The organism is Algoriphagus mannitolivorans DSM 15301, from assembly GCF_000429425.1.
In the GTDB taxonomy this organism is placed as follows: domain Bacteria; phylum Bacteroidota; class Bacteroidia; order Cytophagales; family Cyclobacteriaceae; genus Algoriphagus; species Algoriphagus mannitolivorans.
This window is the reverse complement of sequence record NZ_KE386902.1, coordinates 175,592-199,136: the sequence shown is the minus strand read 5'-3', so window position 1 is coordinate 199,136 and position 23,545 is coordinate 175,592. Positions and strand designations below refer to the sequence as shown.

General features: G+C 44.4%; 22 protein-coding genes. 9 read left to right on the top strand and 13 right to left on the bottom strand.

The window, feature by feature from the left end:
• Positions 1 to 33: 33 nt before the first annotated feature.
• The 4 genes from ccsA (G458_RS0117785) to ccsA (G458_RS0117770) are packed head-to-tail and all read right to left on the bottom strand — an operon-like array spanning position 34 to position 3,961.
• The gene (gene ccsA / locus G458_RS0117785) at positions 34 to 2,553 is read right to left on the bottom strand and encodes a cytochrome c biogenesis protein CcsA (RefSeq protein WP_026953098.1); all 2,520 of its coding nucleotides are present in this window, start codon (positions 2,551 to 2,553) and stop codon (positions 34 to 36) included.
• A gap of 25 nt (positions 2,554 to 2,578) precedes the next feature.
• The gene (locus tag G458_RS0117780; protein WP_026953097.1) at positions 2,579 to 2,995 is read right to left on the bottom strand and encodes a cytochrome c maturation protein CcmE domain-containing protein; all 417 of its coding nucleotides are present in this window, start codon (positions 2,993 to 2,995) and stop codon (positions 2,579 to 2,581) included.
• 11 nt (positions 2,996 to 3,006) lie between these two features.
• Positions 3,007 to 3,249: a CcmD family protein gene (locus G458_RS0117775; protein ID WP_026953096.1), complete on the bottom strand. Its 243-nt coding sequence runs from the start codon at positions 3,247 to 3,249 to the stop codon at positions 3,007 to 3,009.
• 37 nt (positions 3,250 to 3,286) lie between these two features.
• Positions 3,287 to 3,961: a cytochrome c biogenesis protein CcsA gene (gene ccsA, locus G458_RS0117770; protein ID WP_026953095.1), complete on the bottom strand. Its 675-nt coding sequence runs from the start codon at positions 3,959 to 3,961 to the stop codon at positions 3,287 to 3,289.
• A gap of 193 nt (positions 3,962 to 4,154) precedes the next feature.
• Between ccsA (G458_RS0117770) and rlmN the strand changes: the two genes are divergently transcribed.
• From rlmN to G458_RS0117755, 3 genes are all read left to right on the top strand, one after another.
• A complete protein-coding gene (gene rlmN / locus G458_RS0117765; protein WP_026953094.1) occupies positions 4,155 to 5,219 on the top strand; it encodes a 23S rRNA (adenine(2503)-C(2))-methyltransferase RlmN in 1,065 nt (354 codons plus the stop codon).
• Positions 5,220 to 5,290: 71 nt separating this feature from the next.
• A complete protein-coding gene (locus tag G458_RS0117760) occupies positions 5,291 to 7,966 on the top strand; it encodes a TonB-dependent receptor plug domain-containing protein (protein ID WP_026953093.1) in 2,676 nt (891 codons plus the stop codon).
• Between the two features lie 90 nt (positions 7,967 to 8,056).
• Positions 8,057 to 8,485 carry a hypothetical protein gene (locus tag G458_RS0117755; protein ID WP_245579292.1) on the top strand — a complete coding sequence of 143 codons (429 nt, stop codon included), beginning with the start codon at positions 8,057 to 8,059 and terminating at the stop codon, positions 8,483 to 8,485.
• On the opposite strand, the gene G458_RS0117750 is transcribed toward G458_RS0117755, so the two are convergent.
• The 6 genes from G458_RS0117750 to G458_RS0117725 all read right to left on the bottom strand — a co-directional run bounded on the left by G458_RS0117750 (position 8,482) and on the right by G458_RS0117725 (position 14,276).
• Positions 8,482 to 9,216 (bottom strand): MIP/aquaporin family protein, encoded by a 735-nt coding sequence (locus tag G458_RS0117750; RefSeq protein WP_026953091.1) that lies wholly within the window; start codon positions 9,214 to 9,216, stop codon positions 8,482 to 8,484. The two genes, G458_RS0117755 and G458_RS0117750, sit on opposite strands and share 4 nt — an antisense overlap.
• Entirely contained in the window at positions 9,213 to 10,715 is a 1,503-nt protein-coding gene (gene glpK, locus G458_RS0117745; RefSeq protein WP_026953090.1) for a glycerol kinase GlpK, read from the bottom strand. Before glpK ends, G458_RS0117750 begins: the two co-directional genes overlap by 4 nt.
• Positions 10,716 to 10,720: 5 nt before the next feature.
• Positions 10,721 to 12,286 (bottom strand): glycerol-3-phosphate dehydrogenase/oxidase, encoded by a 1,566-nt coding sequence (locus tag G458_RS0117740; RefSeq protein ID WP_026953089.1) that lies wholly within the window; start codon positions 12,284 to 12,286, stop codon positions 10,721 to 10,723.
• A 59-nt stretch (positions 12,287 to 12,345) separates the two neighbouring features.
• Positions 12,346 to 12,843, bottom strand: coding sequence for a SixA phosphatase family protein (locus G458_RS0117735; protein ID WP_026953088.1), 498 nt, complete (start codon positions 12,841 to 12,843; stop codon positions 12,346 to 12,348).
• 133 nt (positions 12,844 to 12,976) lie between these two features.
• Positions 12,977 to 13,711: an RluA family pseudouridine synthase gene (locus G458_RS0117730; protein ID WP_026953087.1), complete on the bottom strand. Its 735-nt coding sequence runs from the start codon at positions 13,709 to 13,711 to the stop codon at positions 12,977 to 12,979.
• An 85-nt stretch (positions 13,712 to 13,796) separates the two neighbouring features.
• On the bottom strand, positions 13,797 to 14,276 hold the full coding sequence (locus G458_RS0117725) for a GNAT family N-acetyltransferase (RefSeq protein ID WP_026953086.1): 480 nt from the start codon (positions 14,274 to 14,276) through the stop codon (positions 13,797 to 13,799).
• 71 nt (positions 14,277 to 14,347) lie between these two features.
• Here G458_RS0117725 and G458_RS0117720 point away from each other — a divergent pair, with 71 nt between their 5' ends.
• The 4 genes from G458_RS0117720 (at position 14,348) to G458_RS0117705 (ending at position 18,268) form a co-directional block, all read left to right on the top strand.
• Positions 14,348 to 15,118: a type III pantothenate kinase gene (locus G458_RS0117720; RefSeq protein WP_026953085.1), complete on the top strand. Its 771-nt coding sequence runs from the start codon at positions 14,348 to 14,350 to the stop codon at positions 15,116 to 15,118.
• A 72-nt stretch (positions 15,119 to 15,190) separates the two neighbouring features.
• A complete protein-coding gene (locus G458_RS0117715; protein WP_026953084.1) occupies positions 15,191 to 16,354 on the top strand; it encodes an AIR synthase related protein in 1,164 nt (387 codons plus the stop codon).
• Between the two features lie 155 nt (positions 16,355 to 16,509).
• A complete protein-coding gene (locus tag G458_RS0117710; RefSeq protein ID WP_026953083.1) occupies positions 16,510 to 17,862 on the top strand; it encodes a neutral/alkaline non-lysosomal ceramidase N-terminal domain-containing protein in 1,353 nt (450 codons plus the stop codon).
• A gap of 121 nt (positions 17,863 to 17,983) precedes the next feature.
• Positions 17,984 to 18,268, top strand: coding sequence for a DUF983 domain-containing protein (locus tag G458_RS0117705; protein WP_169719281.1), 285 nt, complete (start codon positions 17,984 to 17,986; stop codon positions 18,266 to 18,268).
• On the opposite strand, the gene G458_RS0117700 is transcribed toward G458_RS0117705, so the two are convergent.
• Complete coding sequence (locus G458_RS0117700; protein ID WP_026953081.1) at positions 18,244 to 18,846, bottom strand: methyltransferase; 603 nt, start codon at positions 18,844 to 18,846, stop codon at positions 18,244 to 18,246. The two genes, G458_RS0117705 and G458_RS0117700, sit on opposite strands and share 25 nt — an antisense overlap.
• Positions 18,847 to 18,887: 41 nt before the next feature.
• On the opposite strand from G458_RS0117700, the gene G458_RS0117695 reads away from it, so the two are divergent.
• The gene (locus tag G458_RS0117695; protein WP_026953080.1) at positions 18,888 to 20,246 is read left to right on the top strand and encodes an acyl-CoA dehydrogenase family protein; all 1,359 of its coding nucleotides are present in this window, start codon (positions 18,888 to 18,890) and stop codon (positions 20,244 to 20,246) included.
• Here G458_RS0117695 and G458_RS0117690 read toward each other — a convergent pair.
• Entirely contained in the window at positions 20,243 to 21,079 is an 837-nt protein-coding gene (locus tag G458_RS0117690) for a hypothetical protein (RefSeq protein WP_026953079.1), read from the bottom strand. The genes G458_RS0117695 and G458_RS0117690 overlap by 4 nt on opposite strands.
• A gap of 128 nt (positions 21,080 to 21,207) precedes the next feature.
• Between G458_RS0117690 and G458_RS0117685 the strand changes: the two genes are divergently transcribed.
• On the top strand, positions 21,208 to 21,843 hold the full coding sequence (locus G458_RS0117685) for a GDSL-type esterase/lipase family protein (RefSeq protein ID WP_026953078.1): 636 nt from the start codon (positions 21,208 to 21,210) through the stop codon (positions 21,841 to 21,843).
• Positions 21,844 to 21,898: 55 nt separating this feature from the next.
• Here G458_RS0117685 and G458_RS0117680 read toward each other — a convergent pair whose 3' ends face one another.
• On the bottom strand, positions 21,899 to 23,467 hold the full coding sequence (locus G458_RS0117680) for a sulfatase family protein (RefSeq protein ID WP_026953077.1): 1,569 nt from the start codon (positions 23,465 to 23,467) through the stop codon (positions 21,899 to 21,901).
• Positions 23,468 to 23,545 lie beyond the last annotated feature (78 nt).

Here is a 23,545-nt window from a genome sequence, read left to right as displayed (position 1 = left end):
CAAAATTATGAATTCGTAATTCTGAATTAGAAATTATTCCAAGCCTTTATCCCGCATTTTGGCAAATTCATCAAACCTTCTAAAAATCGCCACCGTGAATCCGATCAGCATGATGATGGTTCCGATCCAGAGGACATTGATATACGGCTTGACGATAGCTTTCATGACCACGTAGTCCTTTTGGTATTGATTGACTTTAAAGACAAACTGGTTTTTCTCAGGTATGATATTCTCCAAGGAAATCCTAAGACCCAATTCAGTATCGATTACTGGAAGTTTCCCGATTTGATTGTTTCGGATGATAAAGGTCGGTTCCAGCAGCTTTTCCACATCATAATCCAGGACTCTGACCTTGGCCTTGACGGCTACATCGCCTTCTTGCAAAGTATAGCCCTCAATTTCCTTCATCACTTCTACTCCATCAAAATAGGTCACGAAGTCGGCAATATGAAACTGCTGCCCAGGAGATACTTCGTAGATTTCATCTTCCTTCCAATCCGGATCAGCATAATCATTCATCGCTGCCACATAGGTATATAAGTCGCGATTGAGATAGATTTTGGAATCCGGGGATGAAATCAAGCCTCCCATGCTTTCATTAAACTGGGACATCGGTGCGAGGGAAAACTTCAATGCTTCATTTTGATAATAGTCGATTTTGAAATAGTCATTTTCTTCCAAAACCAGATTGACCTTATCGCCTTTTTTGAAGTAATCTTTGAAATCCGCCACCGCAATGGCCTCATTGACATTGCCTGTGGATTCCAAAAATTTTGCAGGCACATACTCAGGTACCCCAACCACTTTCTTTTGCCTTCCCCGATAGATCACAGTGTAATCTTTCATTTGAGTCGGCTTATTGATCCAGAGTAGCACGTGCTCCTTATTCATTTCATCTTCCCAGCTGTTGCTATATGTGAGTCCAGACATGTTGATGGAAATCACGTCGGAATAGCCGGAGCTAAACATAATTCCAATCAGAATCATCCCAAGCCCGATATGTGCCAAGGAACCACCTGCCAGTTTGAAAGTGGACTTTTTGAGAATTCTGAACAAAATCACAGAATTGGCCACAATGGTAAACATCCCCGCCAAAACAATAATCATGTATTTCCAATCATAAACTTTGGCTAGGACAATAACTGCCGCAGAAAAAAGGACTGAAATCACATAAGGTGTCACCAGCGCTTCCTTGAGGGCTTTTTTGTCCATCTTTTGCCACCAGAAAAACTGGCCTACTGCCGTCAAAAGTGCGATGGTCACCGCAAACCATAGCTGGAATTTGGTATAAAACTCAATCTGGTCTGCAGGGGGAGCCATGTTGGAGATCCCTCCAAAGCTTTCCACCAATGCATTCCAAGCCGGAATGGATGTCGGCAAAATCACCTGAAAAGACATCAATCCTAATGTCACTGCACCCAAGAAAATCCAAAACTCACGAGAATAAACGGATGCTTCCTTCTCAGAAGTAGGGATGTGCTTCCAAGCCCGAACAGCCAAGAAAATGGCAATCCCCAAGAAAAAGAGCATGTAAATCAACAATTGGCCAGAAAGACCCAAATCTGTAAATGAGTGAACAGAAGCATCACCCAATACCCCGGATCTTACCAAGAAGGTCGCATACAAGACCAGAATAAAGCTCAGGATCACCAAGACAATGGATGTCTTAAGTGCAGTATTACTCTTCTTGAACGTGATCATCGTATGGATCGAAGCCACAAGAATCAGCCAAGGAACATAGACCGCATTTTCTACAGGATCCCAATTCCAATACCCTCCAAAATTCAGGGTAACATACGCCCAATAGGCGCCCATGATGATTCCCATACCCAGGATCATCGCAGAGAAAATCGCCCAAGGCAATGCAGGACGGATCCATTCCGAATACCTTTTCATGACCAAGCCTCCCATCAGAAAAGCGAATGGAACCAAAGTCGAGGCATAGCCCAAAAACAATGTCGGCGGATGGATAACCATCCAGATATTTTGCAATAGCGGGTTAAGGCCAGTACCGTCTTCCGGGACAAAATTCGGATTCAACTCAAAAATCGGAGCCTGAGTCGCATCTCTTAACAGAATAAATGGAGAGCTGCCAATTTTCAAATCTCCTATCACTACACCTAGGATCATGGAAACCAAAAAGGCCTGAACCAAGGCAAAAACAATCATTACAGGACCTTCCCAAAACTTATTGGTATTGATCAATACAACTCCCAAAACGACATTCCAAAAAGCCCACAGGATAAATGCCCCTTCCTGACCTTCCCAGAAACTGGATATCATGTAATGTACTGGCAGCGCTTTGGAACTGTGTGAATAGGCGTAAAAATACTCGTATCGATGGTTGTAGATGATTTCAAAAAGAGAGGCTGCAATCATGACAGTTGAAACTGCATGCACATAAAATGAAATTCGGCTAAACCGTCTCCAGCTAGCCTTTTCGATTTCATTTGCCCGGAAATATTGGAAATAGGCATATGCTGTCACCAGCGCACTGACAAATGCCAAGATGGTCATAAAATGACCTAGATTACCCACGAAGGTATTGATCATGATTAATTAGGGTGTTATTTCAGCCTCACATTCCTGCCGCCTGCACGTCGGTCTCCTGATATTTGGAAGGACATTTCATCAGGATTTTATCTGCCACAAAGATTTCTTTCTCTCGGTAAGAGCCAATGACAACTACCTGCTCGGATCTTTGGAAATCTGCGGGTACGGGCTCATTGTAATATACTTTTTGCTCAGTGCCTTCATTGTCCACCAACATAAAGGTAAACGAGGTCTTGTCCTCACCGATCTCCAGTCCTGTGACTTGGCCTGAGCCATCTTTTTTCAATTGACCAACCACATGAATGGCTTTATCGTCTCCGTCCTGTTTCATTTCCCAAGCAGTGCTGAAGCTCTCATACGAACTTGCATCTCCTATCGAGGTCATGATGATCACAATGGCAATTGCAATAATTCCTAAGCCGATGATATGTCCTTTTTTCATGGTATTAGTGATTAGGAAGGTAGATTTTTTTCAATGTTGGTGATCTTCCGGTCAGTGTTTATCACATAAACCACAATTCCTCCAAAAATGATCACAATAATCCCTACCAAAACGTAGATTTTTCCCTCAGCCCTAAACTGATCCGCCATTTCCACTCGGTCATTGGCGTAGTCGGCTTCAGTAACTTCAATTTTCTCCTGTGCCAAAGCATTCAGAGAAAATAAAAGAAGTGCAAGTACAAGTAATTTTTTCATTTGCTAGTTGTTGGTTTCGATGGCCAAATGGAATCCGTTAGGAATTAAGAAATCGATCCTCCAAAACCCGTTCTACCCTACGGATTCTTACTCGGACGGTTGCAATCCAAGTACCTAAAAGAGTCCAGCCGATGATCGCAGGATAAAAGACCATACGCAGCTTGGAGTCCAAATCATAAGCATTGAATCCGGGATTTCCTCCATTGCCCGGGTGAAGGCTGTCGGTAAGTCTAGGCAGCACGAAAATCAGTGGAATAAAAGCGGCAAAGGCAAAGATGTTGTAAACAGCACCGATTCTGCCTCGCTGCTGAGGGTCTGTAATACTTCCCCGAAGGATCAGGTAGGCGAAGTACATCAACAGTCCTATAGCCGCCGCATTTTGCTTGGGATCTCCGCTCCAATAATCTCCCCAGGTGAATTTCGCCCAAAGCATACCGGTCAAAATCCCTAAAACCCCAAACAAGATTGCGGCATTGGTAAATTCTAAGGCCAGATCGTCACACATAGGATCATTGCTTCGCAAGTACTTAATACTATAGAATACCGCAACCACCAGCATCAGAATCATTCCAAACCACATGGTCACATGAAAATGCAAAGCACGAATGGTCTCATTCAAAATAGGAAGGCGAGGGACATCCATCATCAGGCCGGCAATCAGCGTGTACAGCAATAAGGCAACAGCCAGAAATTTCCACCAGGATTGGCGCATAGATTTGTATTGAATTGCTGCCGCAAAAATAAGGCATAAGTTCTTGAATCCGCTGCTTTTTCTGATAAAAGGACGGACAAACCCAAATCATTTCCTCCATTCAACATTGATAGTTTCTATCAATTGTGGAAGCCAAATCAGGCAATTTTTCAAATTTCAAATATTTCAATCTTTCAATGGTTAACTTTGCCCTGTGGAAAATCAAAAGAAAGACGTCAGAAAACTCAGCCTTCAAGAATTGGAGGAATTTTTCCTTTCCCATGGAGAAAAAAAATTCCGGGCCAAGCAGGTCTATGAATGGCTTTGGCACAAATCCCTCAAAAACTTTGACGACATGAGCAATATCTCCCTATCCACCCGGGAGCTGCTCAAAAACCATTTTACGATCAATCACATTCAGGTGGACCTGATGCAGCATAGCAATGACGGCACCATCAAGAATGCCGTTAAGCTATTCGATGACAAAATCGTCGAGTCAGTACTTATCCCTACTTCCAAAAGAATCACCGCCTGTGTTTCTTCTCAAGTAGGCTGTAGTCTCGATTGTAATTTTTGTGCTACTGCACGTCTCAAGCGGATGAGAAATCTAAATCCGGATGAAATCTACGATCAGGTAGTGGCTATCAAAGAAGAGGCAGAAACCTATTTCCAGCGTCCTCTGACCAATATCGTCTTCATGGGAATGGGAGAGCCTTTGCTCAATTATGCCAATGTAATCGAAGCAATAGACAAGATCACCTCACCGGATGGCTTGGGTATGGCCGCCAGAAGAATCACTCTCTCCACCGTAGGAATTCCAAAAATGATTCGAAAAATGGCCGATGATGAGGTAAAGTTTAATCTGGCTATTTCCCTCCACTCTGCCATCAATGAGACCCGCTCCCGGCTCATGCCCATCAATGATTCCAATCCACTGGAAGATCTGGCTGATGCCTTGAAATATTGGTACCAAAAGACCAAACGCAAAGTCACTTATGAATACGTGATTTGGGATGGGATCAATGACGATGAAAAACATGCTAGGGCCTTGGCCAAATTCTGCAAGCATATCCCTTCAAAAGTTAACATCATCCAATACAATCCGATCGACGAAGGTGAATTCAGACAAGCTAAACAGTCTGCTGTGGATATGTATGTCAGGATTTTGGAGGAAAACGGAATTATTGCCAAAGTCCGGAAGTCACGCGGACAGGACATTGATGCGGCTTGTGGACAGCTCGCCAACAAAAATGAGGTAGCGCAATTAGCGGGTTCTTAAAATTTTTCTTGCAAATTTTTTAACCCTTAGTTTACTTACGCCCGTATTACACTTTAGCCAACTATTTCATTATGTCCAAAACTACCTTGAAGACCTTTTTAGGGTTGCTATTATGTGTCTCATTTTCTGCTAATGCCCAGGAAAACCTTCCTGAAAAGATCCAAAACTATTTTTCCAATTACCAAGAGGAGTTCCCTGTCGAAAAAGCTTACCTGCATTTGGATAAGCACACCTTTACCTTGGGGGAGGATCTTTGGTTTAGCGCCTATCTGGTAGCCGGTGGAGAACAGATCCCTTCCCCCTTAAGCAAAACGCTTTACGTGGACTTTTTTGACGGTGACGGTCTTTTGCTTTCTCAAAGAGTGGTAAAAATCGAAAACGGACGAGGTGCAGGTGATTTCCAGGTTCCTCAATTTGGAAAACCAGGGGAATATCAGATCCGTGCTTACACCAGCTGGATGAGAAATTTCGGGGAAGAATATTTCTTTTCTCAAACCGTTCGGGTGGTAGATGGAGCAGGAGGTTCCTTTCTTCCTCAGGTAAAATTCAGTTCCATTCAAAGTGACAATGGCAAAACAAGGTACCAGGTAGAATTGGTAGCCATCAATTCTGCTGGTCAGGCACTTTCCAACCAAAGTGTCAAGGTGGCCGCCATTGCAGGAAAGGAGGAATTATACCAGCAAGATCTTCGGCTCAATGCCCAAGGCGAAGCTTCTTTTAGCTTTTCTATCTTAGAGAAGGCCTATCCTGAGCAGCACCTCGAATTAACATTTCTGGAAAATCCGGATTACGCAGTCACACAAAAAATTGCTCTTCCTTATTCTCTAAAACTTGCCGATATCCAATTCCTTCCGGAAGGAGGAAATCTGGTACAGGGGAAAAAATCGGTGGTTGCCATCCGTGCGATTTTCCCTGACGGATCTCCTGCAGCCATCCAAGGCAATATAGCCAATCTCGAAAATTCAAGCTTTGAAACCAATGAACGCGGCTTGGGAAGACTGGAATTTCAGCCTGAAAAAGCAACTTATCAAGCGCAGATCTCCTTGAAATCTACCGGGGAGAAAATCCAAGTAAACTTCCCCGAGGCTTATCCCAAAGGTCTTGTCATCCAAGTTCAAAATAATCCTGAGGCCACCTATCTTTCTGCCTTGATCCAAGGTGTGGGTGTAGAGGAGAATCTCTACCTAGTCTCTCATACCAGAGGTTTGGTCAATTTCCTGATGCAAGGCAAATTGTCCAATGGAGTTTGGGGTGCCCGGATTCCCAAGCAAACCTTACCCTCAGGAATCAACACCATCACCGTGTTGACAGAAGATGGAAAACCATTGGTAGAACGATTGGTATTAGTACAAAACGAGGATCGTCTCGAACTGGGGGTGGAAAAAAACGGAAGCTTGAACCCACGAGGCAAAATCAAATTAACGCTTAGTAACTCCTTTCAAAACCAATCGGCTGCGGGTTCCTTCTCTGTAGCCGTTGCGGACGCAGATCAGGTAACCGAAGAGAGTATGGAGAAGGGAAGTATTTTCTCCCATTTGCTGCTCAGTTCGGATTTGGTAGGCAAAATCTCTCAACCTGGGTATTATTTTCAAAACCAAAATCCGGAAACCTTTCAGGAATTGGATCTGCTGATGCTAACCCATGGCTGGAGAAGATTTTCCTGGGAAGATGTCCTAGCTGAAAAATACCCTGAAAATGGATTTTACATTGAGCAGGGCATCACCATAGAAGGACAAATCACCGAGCAGACCAAATCCAAAAAAGGACTTGCCGGAGGAAAAATCAGCGCCTTAGTCGGAGATGGAATTGAGTTGATCGGATCTGAGTATGGACCAGACGGTCGATTTATTTTACCTGGGTTGGACTATTCGGATTCCCTTACCGTGACCATTACGGCAGAAGATTCCCGATTGAAAAACTTCATTGATTTGGAAGTTTTCCAAAGGACTCCTCCTTTTCAATTTCTGCCAGGAATCTATGCCCAAGAGATCAAATGGCCTAAAGAACTGGCGGCAAGTTACCAAGCTAGAAACCTGATGCGACAGCTGAATTCTGATGACAAGATTACCGATCTGGAAGGAATTACCGTTGAGGCCAAGACTCTTCAGGACGAGCAAAACAACTCCCGAAAACTGTACGGGGAAGGGGATGCCAGCATCAATCCAGACGCTATTCCCGGCAGTGTGGGATTCAGCAATATTTTCCAGATGATCCAAGGCCGTGTCGCAGGGGTACGAGTAAGCCTCAATGGCTTTAGTGTCTCCGTCCAAATCCGGGGTGCGGGATCCATACAGGCCGGAACGGAGCCTCTCTACCTTTTGGATAATGTTCCAGTAGATGCCTCCTTGTTATTTCAGGTAAATCCAAGAGACGTCCAAAGCATCGAGGTATTCAAAGACCCTGCCCGAACAGCCATTTTTGGCTCACAAGGCGCAAACGGAGTCATTGCAGTGTACACCAAAACAGGGGCAGGAATTTCCTATCAAAGTGTCGGAGGAAATCTGGTCTTGTCCTATGGAGGCTACGATAGTCCACGGGAATTTTACTCTCCGAAATATGATGTACCAGCACCTAGCGTGAGCGACCAGCGCGCCACCTTATTCTGGAAACCTCTTTTGGAAATCGGAACTGAGGGCAAAGGAACCTTGGAGTTTTTCAACTCCGACTCTGCAAAACGACTTTTAATTGTCGTAGAAGGAATGGATGCTAAGGGAAGACTTGGACGATTAGTCAAAATACTGGACTAGAGATTGGAATTTACAGGCAGGGAGATTACCTTTTTTAAAAAATTAATGATGAAAAAGTCAATCTTCCTGCTCGCTTTTATAATTCTCGCAATGAGCATTTCATTTGCTCAAACCCAAGGGGATGCCAGAATTCACGGAAATGGATATTATGGATTCCGGTTAAAATCTTGGGGTGTAGGCGGCGGTTTGGAATATTTTTTCGCAGACAACTTTGCCTTGATGCCTAGCTACACCGTTTTAAATCCCGATGTAGGCAATGCCAGTAATTTCAGCTTTGATTTGAGGTATTACCTTACCCAAGGAGCCTCTCAAGTCTATGTGATGGCAGGGTATAGTCAGACTTTTCAAAATACCCAACCAGGAGTACCTGGCACCAAGCAAAACTACGTGGGCGGAAATATGGGAGTAGGAGCATTTATCCCATTCACTGACTGGGTAGGTCTCAACACGGAATTTAAGTTTCAAAGCCAGTTCACTCAAGAACTGGGATTTAAAGTGGGACTCGCATTCCCACTTTAAATCCCAATCAGGAGGTACAAACCTGCCGCCAAGACTGCTCCCAATATCGGACCCACCACAGGCACCCAAGAATATCCCCAATCCGAATCGCCTTTCCCTTTGATGGGCAAGAGTTGATGCATTATCCTAGGCCCCAAGTCTCTGGCTGGGTTAATCGCATATCCAGTTGTACCTCCCAGCCCCAAACCGATTACCCAAACCAAAAGGGCAACTGGCAAGGCTCCTACAGAACCAAGGCCAATTGGTGTTTTGGCAGAATCCTCCAGATTTGCTCCGGTGATGTAGAGGATCACAAAGATCAGTACAAACGTCCCCAGCAATTCCGACAAAACACTGGTTGGAAAATTCCGAACGGCTGGATCGGTACAAAAAGGTGCTCTTTTCAACCCGGGATCATCGGTCAAATCGAAATGATGCCGATACATCAGCCAAGCCAAGCCCGATCCGATCATCGCTCCAGCCACTTGCGCCAAAATATATCCCGGAGCCATAGCCCAGTCAAATTTTCCCACTACCGCCAATCCAATGGTTACTGCAGGATTGATATGGGCTCCACTAGATGGTCCCGCTACCACTACTCCACAAAAAACGGCCAAAGCCCACGCTGTGGTGATCGCCATTACCCCTCCACCATTTCCTTTGGTTCCCGGTAAAATTACATTGGCCACTACTCCTGAACCCAGGAGCAGCAAGATGCCTGTTCCGATAAATTCTGCGATATAAGGATTCATGATTCAACCCAGTTTTTAGATCTTTCTACTGCTTTTTGCCAAAAATGAAGAAGGGCTTCGCGTTTTGGTTGGTCCATTTCCGGAGAAAAACTCTTATCAGCCTTCCAAAGGGATTGTATTTCATCCTGATTTTTCCAGAAACCAATCGCCAATCCTGCCAAAAATGCTGCTCCTGCGGCTGTCGTCTCGATGATCTCTGGCCGCTTGATTTCACAGTTCAGTATATCCGACTGAAACTGCATCAGGAAATTGTTTGCCGTAGCTCCACCATCAACGCGTAATTCTTGAGTTGGCTTCCCGCTATCCTTTTCCATGGCCTTGATGACATCATGGACTTGATAGGCAATCGCCTCCAAAGCTGCCCGCGCCATATGAGCAATCGTGGTACCTCGGGTAATCCCGAAAAAAGCTCCTCGGGCATCCTGGTCCCAATGCGGAGCACCAAGCCCTGATAGTGCAGGAACAAAATAAACGCCGTCATTTCCTTCCAGACTAGTGGCTAGCTTTTCTGTTTCCTTGGCATTTTTGAATAACTCCAACCCGTCTCGAAGCCATTGTACTGCCGCACCTCCGATAAACACAGAACCTTCTAAAGCATAATTGATTTCCCCTCCTATCTTCCAGGCCACGGTGGTCAAAAGTTGGTTTTGAGACTTGACTGCTTTTTTCCCGGTATTCATGACCAAAAAGCAGCCCGTTCCATAGGTGGTTTTCGCCATTCCTGGCTCTGTGCAAAGCTGCCCGAATAGCGCCGCTTGCTGATCTCCTGCTACTCCCGCTATCGGAATCTTGATGCTTAGCACGTCTCCTGCTGTCTCGCAAAATACCTCGGAACAGGATTTTACCTCCGGAAGCATGGACTTGGGGATTCCAAAAATATCCAAAAGCTCCTCATCCCATTCTTGGGTATGGATGTTGAAAAGCATGGTCCGGCTTGCATTGGTAATGTCTGTCAGATGTTCTTTTCCGGAGGTCAATTTCCACATCAACCACGAGTCCACCGTTCCAAAGGCCAGTTCTCCAGCTTCCGCCTTTTCTCTTGCCCCCTTCACTTTCTCGAGGATCCAGCGGATTTTGGTCGCTGAGAAATAAGCATCGATGATCAGCCCTGTTTTGTCCGCGATCCGCTCTGCGAGGCCTTTTTCTTTCAGTTCATTGCAAAATGCAGCAGTCCTTCTATCCTGCCATACGATGGCTTTATGGATGGGCTGGCCTGTTTTCCGATCCCATACAATGGTTGTTTCCCGCTGATTCGTAATGCCGATGGCCGCGATTTGATCCGCCCGGATATCCTTGTTCACCAAAGCCTCTATCATGACAGAAGACTGGCTGGTCCAGATTTCATTGGCATCGTGCTCCACCCAGCCTTGTTGGGGAAAATACTGCTTGAATTCTTTTTGGGCCACCGAAACAATCTGGCCCTTTTTGTCAAAAACAATCGCTCTGGAACTGGTCGTCCCCTGATCCAGGGCGAGGATGTAGGGTTTATTTTGGGTCATTCGTTTTAGTTATTTATCAAATATTTATGTGCTGTCTTACTAAAATCCTCCAGCTCCGCGGCAATCCATTCTGCGTCTTTTCCCATCTCTGCTGCCATTATCTGGACTACCAGCTCTGCACTATCCAAAGCGGCCTGAGCATCCAAAATCAACAATCTGACTCTTCTGGATAATACATCCTCTAGCTTCATGGCCATTTCATTACGCACTGCCCACACCACCTCGGCCATAATATTGGGAAAATTCACGTGGATCTTTTCTGCATAAAGGGGCTTCTCAAGGGCGATTTCCTGAATCTTGGATGCATTGGATCCATACACGGCCCAGTGCCCTTCAGGAATATCCTTGGTATAGCCATGAAGCAGGATCTCCTTGGAGTGAGACTCCGGAAGTATTTCCCCTGTCACCTTAGAAAAATATTCCACGGTTTCTTCTCCCATTTTTCGAAAGGTGGTCCACTTGCCTCCGGTGATGGATACTAAGCCGCTCTCAGAAAGGATCACTTTATGGGATCGGGAAATTTCTTTGGTTTTGGTGCTGCCTTCCTTGGGTCTTGCCAAGGGTCTAAGTCCTGCAAAAACTGCCTTCACGTCCTCTCTGCTCGGTTTTCTGGTCAAATATCCCGCCGCTGTTTCCAAGACAAAATCAATCTCTCTTTTCAAGGCTTCGGGCTCCAATTTGGGTTTCTGGCGGAGTGTATCGGTAGTTCCTACGACAAGTTTTCCGTGCCATGGAACTGCAAAAAGCACTCTCCCATCCCTTGTTTTGGGAATCATGAGGGCGTCTTTGCCACCCAAAAAATCCAAATCTAAAACCAAGTGAATTCCTTGGCTCGGCTGGATCGTTTTAGGGGCTCCGGGCTTGTCCATTTCCAAGATCTTGTCCGCAAAGACTCCCGTGGCATTGACCACCATCTTGGCATTGATAGCATAGGTTTTACCGGCGATTGCATCCCGAACTTTAACCCCCTGGATTTTTCCATTCTCACCCTTCTCTAAGGAGGTGACTTTGGTATAATTTAAAATACAAGCTCCCGCATGATCGGCAGTTTGGGCAATCGCCAGCGCCAGCCTTGCATCGTCAAATTGTCCGTCGTAATATACAATTCCACCAAAAAGTTTCTTGGGGTCTAAGCCAGGCATCCGGCGAATTGTCTCTTCCTTGGAAATATAGCGGGATGGCCCAAGGCTGAGATTGGCAGCCATGTAATCATATAATTTGAGCCCAGTACTGTATTTGATTCTTTCGAGTTGGGAAAAGACAGGGATAATGAAAGGTTGGCTTTGGGTGAGATGGGGAGCATTATTGATCAGTCTTCCCCGCTCGCGCAAAGCTTCCAAAACCAAAAAAACGTCACCTTGAGCAAGATATCTTACTCCTCCATGCAGGAGCTTGGTGCTTCTACTGGAAGTACCTTTGGCAAAATCTGCTCTTTCAAAAAGTGCTACAGAAAGTCCTCTGGACACTGCATCCAAGGCAACCCCCAGACCGGAGGAGCCTCCACCGATGACGACAATGTCCCAAACTTTATCTTTATCCTGAAGCTGACTGAGGTTCTCTTCCCGATTCATCTATTCCTTGACTTAAGTCTTCAAGATAAAGGAAATGAACCTCCAAAGGAACAGATGGCTTAAAAATCCTTGTATAGTTTTCGTTCTACTTTCTCACCATTCGCATCTAAAGTCACCACAAAAATATAATCGTATTCAATATCAGTCAGATCAGGATACTCTTCACCCTGGCCCACAAAATAATTTGCCAGCTTATTTACGGTATTGCTATGGCCCACGACGAGGGCATTTCCTTCCAAGGTCCGGAGCTTTTGTACTAATGAATCATGATTTCGGGGATCATAAAGCTCAATCTCCAATCCAGCTGCCTCGGCTGTGGGCAATGCCGTGTTTTTGGTTCGGAGGTAATCTGTAGAATAAATATGCTTGATCTCCTCTCCTTCCAAAATCTGGGCAAGCTTCTTCGCCCGGATTTTCCCTACCTGCAAAAGATCCGGATCCGAACCTTCCAATTGCTTCTCCGCATGCCGGACGATGTATATGGTTTTGGATTGATTTTTCTTTCCGCAGGAAAATAAAACCAGAGAGGCGAAAATTAAGATCAGAAGGTTTCTCATACGAACTTGAAATATGCTTTGTGAAATTCAATTGAAATATGTCCCGATTTCATACGTGACGAAATATAAGGCCAAAGTTTATCAAGCCTCAGACCATTACTTTTAAAGCAACTGGATTTCAACTGGATTTCTTTTACCCAGAAAACGTATTATCCAAGTGCTGATCTTTGGCTTTGATTTCCTCAAATTCCAAAAACTGCTCCCAGAATTCATTTTCCGGCAAAGCTGCACGCATGAATAATTTTTCTTTCTTGATCGGGTGGACAAAAACTAAATGGAAGGCATGCAGATTGATGCTGGCATCAGGATTTGCTTTGGGAAAGCCATACTTCACATCCCCTCGGATCGGACAACCCATCGAAGCCAATTGGACTCGAATTTGGTGAGGCCTGCCGGAAATAGGTCTTACCTCCAAAAGCCAGTGGTCATTCAGCGTTCCTAAAACCTTATAGTTTAACTCAGCCTTTTGAGAGCCTGGGACTTCTCTTTCATGGGCAGTGACAACGTTCTTGGCTTCGTCTTTAGTCAACCAATGCGTCAATTTTCCCATTTCCTCTTTGGGACGTCTTTTGACAATAGCCCAATAAACTTTGTGAATATCCCTTTTTCGAAAAAGCTCCATCATTCGCTCCAAACCTTTTGAGGTCCGTGCAAAGGCTACCAGCCCACTTACCGGACGGTCTAAACGATGAACTGGATGAAGAAATACGGCTCCTGGCTTTTCGTATTTCTCGGCAATATATTTTTTGCAATAGTCAATAAGGGTCTTGTCTCCGGTTTTGTCACCTTGGACTAATACCCCTGAAGCTTTATTGACAATGAGCAGGTGGTTGTCTTCATAGACAACTGAAAATGGTTTTGTTCTCATAATGAATGGCAAAGGTACAGGAATATGTTGGATGTCAGATGTCGGATGTCGGATGTCAGATGCGCAGGACATCGGTCATCCGACTTCAAGCATCTAACATTTTTTTTATTTCATAATCCTGCAAATGCGCATTCAGCCAGCCCTCCTCCAGATCTGCACCATATTTTTTGTAAAAATTGATGGCAGGCTCATTCCAATCTAAGACTTGCCACATCATTCCCGTACAGCCCTCCTCAAGGGTCTTGGCTAAAATTCTGTCGAAAAGGAGTTTTCCGGCTCCATTTCCCCGCTCAGCTTCCGTCACTACCAGATCTTCGAGATACATCCTTTTCCCCTTCCAGGTAGAGTATCGATAGTAATAGATAGCTATACCGATGATCTCCCCCGTTTTTTCTTTTTCACATACAAAAAGTCCATACACAGGATTCGGCCCAAAACCGTCCGCCTTCATCATCTCTAGGGTATTGGTGACTTGCTCGGGAGCTTTTTCATACAATGCCAACTCCTTGATCAGTTCAAGGACTCGGGGAAGATCTTCGATTTTTCCTTCTCGGAGGGTATACATATGCCTTTCTTAAACTTTGATTTGGTTATTTCTTTTCGAACGGCCTAAATTAGTCAAAACCTGAGAAACGAATGTTTTTAGCCATAGATGCCGGCAACTCCAATGTAGTATTCGCACTTTTTGATGAAGAAAGCGGATCCTGGACCAATCAATTCAGATTGGAAACCAAAACCCCAAAGTTGATTTCCCAACTCAGCAAAAAAGCTCCTCTATACTTCCTGGAACATGGAATTCAGCCCTCTCAAATCCAGAGAATAGGATTTAGCTCGGTAGTTCCTGAGATCAACCCGATCATCGATCAGTTTTGTGAAAACTACTTCGGCGTCAAACCCTACCTCATCATTCCCAAAAGTTACTCGAAACTTTCAGTTAAACCTGTTCGGCCAAACGAAATAGGCACCGACCTGATGTGCAATGTGGTGGCTGCATACTCCAGATTCCAAAAACCGGTGATTGTCGTTGATTTTGGAACAGCCTTGACTTTTACTGCGGTAGATGAAAATGGAAACATTCTGGGAGTAAATATTGTCCCAGGACTTCAGACAGCAATTCGTTCCCTCTTCACCAATACTTCCAAACTTCCTGAAGTAGAACTCAAACTACCTGAATCTGCCTTGGGCAAAAATACCATTCATGCCATCCAAGCCGGAGTATTGTATGGCTACACCGGATTGGTCAAAGGGATGATCGAAAGCATTCGGCAAGAGACCAAAAAAGAGTTCACCATCGTTGCCACGGGAGGGCTTTCCTCGATTTTGACAAATCTCAAGGATATTTTTGACGAGGTGGACAAAAACCTAACTTTAGAAGGCTTGCGAATCATCACAGAAGCAAACGTCTAAAATTGAGTCAATTTTTCAATCTTTCAATTTTTAAATGGTTTACCTTTGTCCTAACCAAATTTCTCCTTCGCTATGAACGAGCGCTATATGCAGCGCGGTGTTTCCGCCTCCAAAGAAGATGTACATAAGGCCATTTCTAAATTGGACAAGGGGCTTTTCCCACAGGCTTTTTGCAAAATCGTAGAAGACACCCTTGGCAATGACCCTGATTTCTGCAACATCATGCATGCCGATGGAGCTGGAACAAAGTCGTCTCTAGCCTACCTTTATTGGAAAGAAACCGGTGATTTAAGTGTGTGGAAAGGAATTGCACAAGACGCAATCATCATGAATACCGATGACTTGCTTTGCGTAGGGGCAATCAATAACATCTTGGTATCCTCCACGATTGGACGAAACAAAAATCTGGTCCCGGGAGAAGTGATTTCTGCCATTATCGAAGGCACTGAAGAGGTCCTTCAAATGCTTCGTGACAACGGAGTGAACGCCGTTCTTACAGGAGGTGAAACTGCCGATGTTGGAGATCTGGTGCGAACTATCATTGTGGACAGTACCGTGACCTGCCGAATGAGGAGAGATGAGGTCATCAGCAATGACAAAATTCAGGCAGGAGATGTGATCGTAGGTTTGGCATCTTTTGGCCAGGCCAAATATGAGAAAGAATACAACGGTGGAATGGGAAGCAATGGATTGACTTCCGCCCGCCATGATGTCTTCAATAAAGTTTTAAAAACCAAATACCCGGAAAGCTTCGATCCCTCCGTACCAGAGGAATTAGTGTATGCGGGGAAATATAACCTGACTGACCCAGCTCCCGGAGCGCCTGTCAATATCGGCAAGTTGGTACTTTCTCCTACGAGAACCTATGCGCCGATTATGGTGGATGTCTTGAACTACATGCGTCCCAAAATCCATGGATTGGTGCATTGCAGCGGAGGCGCCCAGACCAAGGTTCTTCACTTCGTGGATAAAGTGCATGTCATTAAAGACAACCTTTTTGAAACTCCTCCTTTGTTCAAAATCATTCAGGAGGAAAGCGGAACAGATTGGAAGGAAATGTACAAGGTATTCAATATGGGGCACCGCATGGAAGTCTATTTGGACGAACGCTATGCTGAGGAAATCATCGACATTGCAGAATCCTACGGAGTGGAGGCTCAGATCATCGGAAGAGTAGAACCGCATGAAAGCAAGAAAGTAACCATCCACAGCCCTTACGGAACCTTTGAATATTAAGAATTCGATATTCGATATTCGATATTCGGTATTCGATATTCGATATTCTTACATAGAAAATAAATTATTGGTTATTGGTTATTGGTTATTGGTTATTGGTTATTGGTTATTGGTTATTGAAATTTCCAGCACTCATTTTTCAAAGAATTTAATTCATGAAAAATTCTTCAGAAGTACTTAAAAAGGCCCTAAAGATCGTTCTTTGGGCTTTTATTTTTTTGCTAGTAATCGGCCTCCTTACCATTACCAGGGTAGATCGAACCCCGATTCAAGCTCAGGATTTCTACCGAGAAACACTCGACAGGCTAGACAAAACTCCATGGACAGGATCTCAGGGGGAAGCTTGGCTGGCAGGCTGGGCAAAGAGAAATACCACTCCCAACCGGCCGGTTGATCTGGTTGGATATGCGCCTCGTGGCCCCTATGAATTTGTGCAGGATAGCAGTTTTGTTAAAGCACTTACACTTTCCAATGGAAAAAGCCAGTTGGCTTGGCTGAACTTTGAACTCCTGATCGTCCATCCTGAACTGGCAAAAGCCGTGGAAGAAGGAGTGAAGAAAGCAGATTTGCCCTTAGACCAATTGATTTTCACTGCCACGCATACCCATTCCGGAATGGGAGGCTACATGCCTGGACCCTTAGGCGAAATGGCCTTTGGAGGGTATGACGAAGCAATTGTAAAGCTCTTGGTTGATAAAAGCGTGGAAGCTTTGAAAGATGCACTTTCCTCTCAGGATACGGTATCCATCAGCTACCGAAAGACCAGTGCTGAAAACCATGTAGCCAATCGGTTTATTCAGGACGGTCCTTTTGATCCCTTTGTCCGGCAAGTTATTTTTTCCAAAAGAGATCAGACCAAGGCAGTCTTCTTCACCTATTCTGCGCATGCCACTTGCTTGGATCCAAAATTCATGGGGCTATCTGGAGATTACCCTAAATATCTCACCCGGAAAATGGAGGAAAGGGATTATGATTTCGCACTTTATGCTGCAGGTACTGTAGGCAGTCACCGGCCCTTGGTCAAGGGAAAATCTTTGGAACAGCTACAGGAATATGTAGCCAGTCTGGATTCGGTGATTTGGCTTAGGATGACCGCTTTTGCTTCCAATAACAACCCAAGAATCGAATATTCGAGGCTGAACATTTCCCTTCGGGAGCCTCATTTGAGAATTTCAGAAGACTTGAGAATAAGACCTTGGCTGTTTCGCTATTTGGTGGGAGACACCAATGCCCATCTGGACATTTCCTTGGTTGGAAACATTTTATTTGTCGCTTCTTCGGGTGAGCTTTCCGGGGTTTTCTATGAGGAATGGGAAAAACTGGCCCAAAGCCGGAGATTGAAATTGATCGTGACAACTTTCAATGGAGGTTATATCGGATATATCACTCCGGATGAATTGTATGACGAGCGCTTTCATGAAGTAAGAGAGATGAATTGGTATGGTCCTGGGAATGGAACATACTTTGATCAAATGATCCAGAAAATAATCCAACGAGCAGGAAAATAACTCTACCATGACCGATGCCCCTTCCCTAATTCAAAGCATAATTTCTTGCAAATGCCCGAAATGCCGAAAAGGCGATCTCTTTGTTGGAAATAACCCAAGCAATCCCAAGCAACTTTTTGAAATGAATAAAAGCTGTCCGACGTGTAGTCAGACTTTTGAGCCAGAGCCGGGGTTTTATTTTGGAGCAATGTTCATCAGCTATGCCTTCAATACCACTCTTTTTATAGCCGTCTGGGTACTTTATTCCAATCTTACTGAGGATTTCTCCATCCTCACTCTCTTGGCAATTATGGGGATTTCGGCTGTAGTTTTCCTACCTCTGTTTTTCAGATGGAGCAGAGCTATTTGGATTTCCATCTTTGTTCCTTTTGAGAAAAAAAGTCAGTCCTCAGGCTCCAAAACATAAACCTGAGCTCTGATCCAACCCTTATGCCATACCTTTTCTTCCAAAAGCCTATACCCTGTCTTTTGGAATAATCTTGAGTAATCCGGAAGGTCTTTTCTAGGATGATTGGTGAAAATTCGAAAAAACAGCAACATCACTTGTAGGAGTAGGTTTTGTCGAAATGTTTGGGGCGAAAAAAAATCACTGACCACCACTTTTCCAGATTCAGAAATTGAGCTTTTGATTTTTTCCAGTAATTGCTCAATCTCCTCATCCTGGAGAGAATCCAAGAGGAAAGGAAGAAAAAAACAGTCTCCTTTATTATGCCCGGTATATTCCCCGTGGACAAAGTGTAAATGCGAATGATGCAGATTTTTACGGGCTAGCTGAAGCATCTTGGCAGATTTTTCAAAGTAAAATCCTTTCAGTTGATTTCCATATTCCTGGTAGGCTGTCCCGTCTCCACCACCTATAAAAATCAATTCTTGATCGAGAATGTCATCCAAAAATGCTTGGTTGGCCTCTAGGATCTTTTTGCCAAAAACTGCCTGAGACAGCATTTGATAAAAAGGGGCCAAGAAACCATAGTTGTCGGACATAAGTTTATATTGCTTATAACTCTAACCCAAAACAACTTTTTATGAAAAATCTCCTGAATAAGATCAGCGGAATTCGCCAATTGCTTTCCTCCATTGATTTGGACCAGATCGCAAAGCTATCCCAAAAAGTAGATTTGCCGAAAATGGTAGGATTAGTCTCTCAAATGAGTGAGTCCGACTTGAGTAGAATGATGGGAATGCTCAAGGGCGGAGGGAAGCCCAAAGAAATTCCTCCGATCAATGGGGACTTTTACGAGTTGGGCAAAAGCCTTCCCAAACATGAAAGAGAGATTCAGCTCCGGGTGAGGGAGTTTATGGAGCGGGAAATCAAACCGATTGCCAATGACTATTGGAACCGGGCCGAGTTCCCCATGCATATTATCCCGAAAATGGCGGAGTTGGACATTGCAGGCCTAACGTACCAGGGCTATGGATGCCCGGGGCATTCTGCCCTTTTGGAAGGGTTTATCGCCATGGAAATGGCGAGAGTGGACACGTCAATCTCCACTTTTTTTGGGGTACAGAGTGGACTTGCCATGGGTTCGATTTACCTCTGCGGCTCCGAAGAGCAAAAACAAGAATGGCTTCCAGCGATGCAGAAGCTTGAAAAAATCGGGGCTTTTGGGCTGACTGAACCGGAAGTGGGCTCAGGAGCAGCAGGAGGTCTTACAACCACATGCAAAAAAGAGGGGGACTCCTGGATTTTAAATGGACAAAAAAAATGGATTGGGAATGCGACTTTCTCTGACATGACCGTCATCTGGGCCAGAGATTTGGATGACAATCAGGTAAAAGGATTTATTGTTCGAAAAGATAATCCGGGATTTAAAGCGGAAAAACTCGAGGATAAAATGGCCCTAAGAACTGTCCAGAATGCCCTGATCACCATGACCAACTGTGAAGTCCCCGAAAGTGACCGACTTCAAAATGCCAACTCATTCCGTGACACGGCTAAAGTTTTGCGCATGACTCGAGCAGGTGTAGCCTGGCAAGCCGTGGGATGTGCGCGGGGAGCCTATGAATTAGCTCTAGCTTATACCAACGAGCGGGAACAATTTGGACGCCCGATTGCTTCTTTTCAGCTGGTCCAAGACCTTTTGGTGACCATGTTGGGGGATTTGACTGCCATGCAGACCATGGTCTTCCGACTATCTCAGATGCAGGATGAGGGCGATTTGCTTGATGAGCATGCTTCCTTGGCGAAGGTTTTTTGTACGCTGAGAATGCGTTCCATTGTAGATCAGGCCCGCGAGCTTTTTGGAGGAAATGGCATTCTGCTCCAGCATGACATCGCGAGATTCGTTGCGGATGCCGAAGCAGTCTATTCTTATGAAGGCACCAAGGAAATCAATTCCCTGATCGTAGGTAGGGCCATTACTGGTCACAGCGCTTTTGTCTAAAGAACCAAAAGAAGCCAGGGCAACAAAAAACTGGCTTCCATTCTTTTCCTTTTGGCTTCAGCACTCAGGTTTGTCCTGAAAAAGCTCAAGAAATGAATCAGCGCAATCAGCATCAACACACAGGTAAATGGCCGGTAAAACGAATTGAGCAAAATAAATCCCGCCAGACCTAGAAATATCAAAAGGAAATTCAATCTCCGGATTCCTAGAATCAATTTACCCGGATCCATCATTGCTGCCACGGAAGCAAATCCTTGTGCCCGATCATCTTTCCTGTCTAATTCCGCAAGCATCAGGAGATTTAAAAAAGCCAATGCAATAAAAAAAAGGAAGAATAAAAGAGGCTTCAGAATAAGGTCTTCCGGATTTGCTCGAAGCATGGGTATCCAGGCAATGCCCAAGACATAAAAAACTGAGGTGCTAAATTCCTTAAGGTATCCAGAAGCTCTCCCTGCTTTTCTCAAAAGGATCATAGTCAAGAGAATCACACCTCCCAAAATCACACTCAGGTAGAACTCTTTCCCCAAGCCAAGGATCCTAAAGGCCAAAGTCATTCCCAGCAGCACCACCAGCAAAAGGATTCCGCTTAGTGTTTTTTTATTTTTTGCATGAAAGCTATGCCGATGGGAAACTAAGACCTTAGCTTGATTGGCATCCCACAAATGATCTCCTGTATAGATGCTCCATACAGCCAACCCCAAAAGGAGAAATATCTGCCAGCCAATATCAACCCTCAAGAGTTGGGAGAAAAACAGAAGGCCTGCCATCGCCCCCAAAGCCACATCTAGGGATAGCAGGGAAACATAGTGCCAAAGTTTTTCAGCCAATTTCATGAGTTAAAAATAAAGGGCTAATGCCAGTGATCACTAAACCAAGTTGATTTATTCCAAATATTTCTATTTTCAGAAAATTATCGTGGATTGAAAAAAACAAATCATTGCACCAACCCAAAACCTAACCTATGAAAAAATTAACACTACTGGTTGCAGCAGCTTTGATAAGCTGTCTCACATTTGCACAGGCTCCCATCAAAGTCGCCTTTGTGGGAAACAGCATCACCCAAGGCCCCGGAAGGGAAAATCCGGATAGCTACCCGCTCCAAGTCGGGTCTTTACTTGGGGATTCTTACGAGGTGAAAAATTTTGGAGTCAGTGGAAGGACTATGCTCCGCAAAGGAGATTACCCTTATTGGAATGAGCCTCAGTTTCAGGAGGCGAAAAATTTTCACCCTGACGTGCTTTTGATAAAACTCGGAACCAATGACTCTAAGCCTCAAAACTGGGCTCATAAGGAGGATTTTGTCAAAGACTATTTGGACATGATCGCCGAATTCCGCGAAAATATGCCCAAAGATGGGAAGATCTACATCATCATTCCGGTACCGGTCACTAAGGTAAACTTTGGTATCAACCCTGAGATCATGCACAATGAGCAGCGTTTGATGCTATTCGATATTATCCAAAAGTCAGGTGCCGAGGTGATTGATTTATACACTCCTTTGATGGATAAACCCGAACTGCTCCCTGACGGAGTTCATCCTAACAAGGAAGGATTGACCATTATGGCTCAGGTGATTGCCAGAAGAATCATGATGTAAACAGAAATCCGGATTAGGTTTGGAAGTAATTTTTATAGCCTAATCCGGAAATCTATTAATTCTCATTCATAAACCAAACTTGCTTCCATACTCCTTCAAAAGGATCATTGGACTGGGGAATTCCGGGAGTACTCCTTCCCTCTTGGATATACCGGATTAAAGTTTGTTTTAATTCAAGAACTTTATCCTTTTCTTCTGCTTCTAGATTCTTGGACTCTCCAGGATCTGTGGCCAAATTATAAAGTTGTACTTCAGGGAGATTAGCTTCTGCAGGATCTCCAGGCCTAGGAAAACTCCAGCCCCCAGAGCCTTTAGCAAGAATCAGTTTCCAATCTCCTTTTCGGATGGCAAAACTTCCATCCACAGAGTGAAACACAGTGGCCTCACGAAACCCTTTCGGTTGATTTTCTGAATTAAAAAGAGGAAACAAAGAGTAGCTATCCTCCCCTTCATGGTCAGGAATTGAATAGTTGGCGATCTCCGCTGCCGTGGCAAAAAAATCAATCAAAGAGATGGTCTCATCACGAGAAGAACCAGCCATAATTTTGGAAGGCCATTTGGCTATAAAAGGAACCCGATGTCCTCCTTCATAGATGTCGGCTTTATGCCCTCTAAAATGAGCACTGGGAAAATGCCCCATTTCAACCAATTTAGTAAAGCCTGCCGCAGGAGCACATCCATTGTCACTGGAAAAAATAAGCAAGGTATTTTCTTCTATTCCTGCAGCCTTCAACGCTTGATTGACTTGACCGATATAATCATCGATCATCATGACAAAATCAGCATAGGGGAGCAATCCGCTTTTCCCTTGCCAGGCTTCAGCTGGAAGAATTGGTGTGTGAGGGGAAGGCAAGGCTAGGTAAAGGAAAAATGGCTTTTCCTCATTGGATTGATTTTCTATGTATTGAATTGCTCGGGTAAAAAAGTTTGGGGTAACCTCTTCATGGATAAAATCTGGGGAAGTCGGTCCTTTTCTCCACCAGGAATATTCTCCTTCATCAATTGTAACTCTATCAGGTTCTTGGGTTACTTTTCCATTTTCTACATAGACATAAGGTGCCATGTCCAAAGAAGCAGGAAGCGCATAGCTGTACTCAAAACCCAAGGTATTGGGGCCATTCTGGATAGGTTTGGAGAAATCAACCAACTCATAATTGACAGATTCCCCAGATCCAATTTGACTTATGGAATCCACCTTCAAAGCCCAATCCCATCCTAAATGCCATTTTCCAATAAAAGCAGTTTGGTATCCTCTAGACTTTAATAGTGAGGCAACTATTGTTCTTTCTTTGGGAATCAAGGCTTTGGATTCCCCAGTCAAAACACCCTTTTTCAAGCTAGTCCTCCAATTGTATCGGCCTGTGAGCAGAGCATACCGGGAAGGAGTACAAACTGCAGAAGTGGTGTGGGCATCGGTAAAAATCATCCCTTCCATTGCCAATTGGTCTAGATGGGGTGTTTGGATTTTACTGTCCGAATAAAATGCTTTCAGGTCTCCATACCCCATATCATCGGCTAGGATAAAAATGATATTGGGTGGTTTTTCGTCATTGGACTTTTTGGAACAAGAGGAAAAAAGCAATCCTATTCCTAAGAGGGGAATAATAAAGGAAAAATTCTTCATGGCCGGAGTAGTTTATTGAATTAAACTAGCCATTTAAATGGAATTAGTAAACCTAGAAAAAATAAAAAACCACAGCCC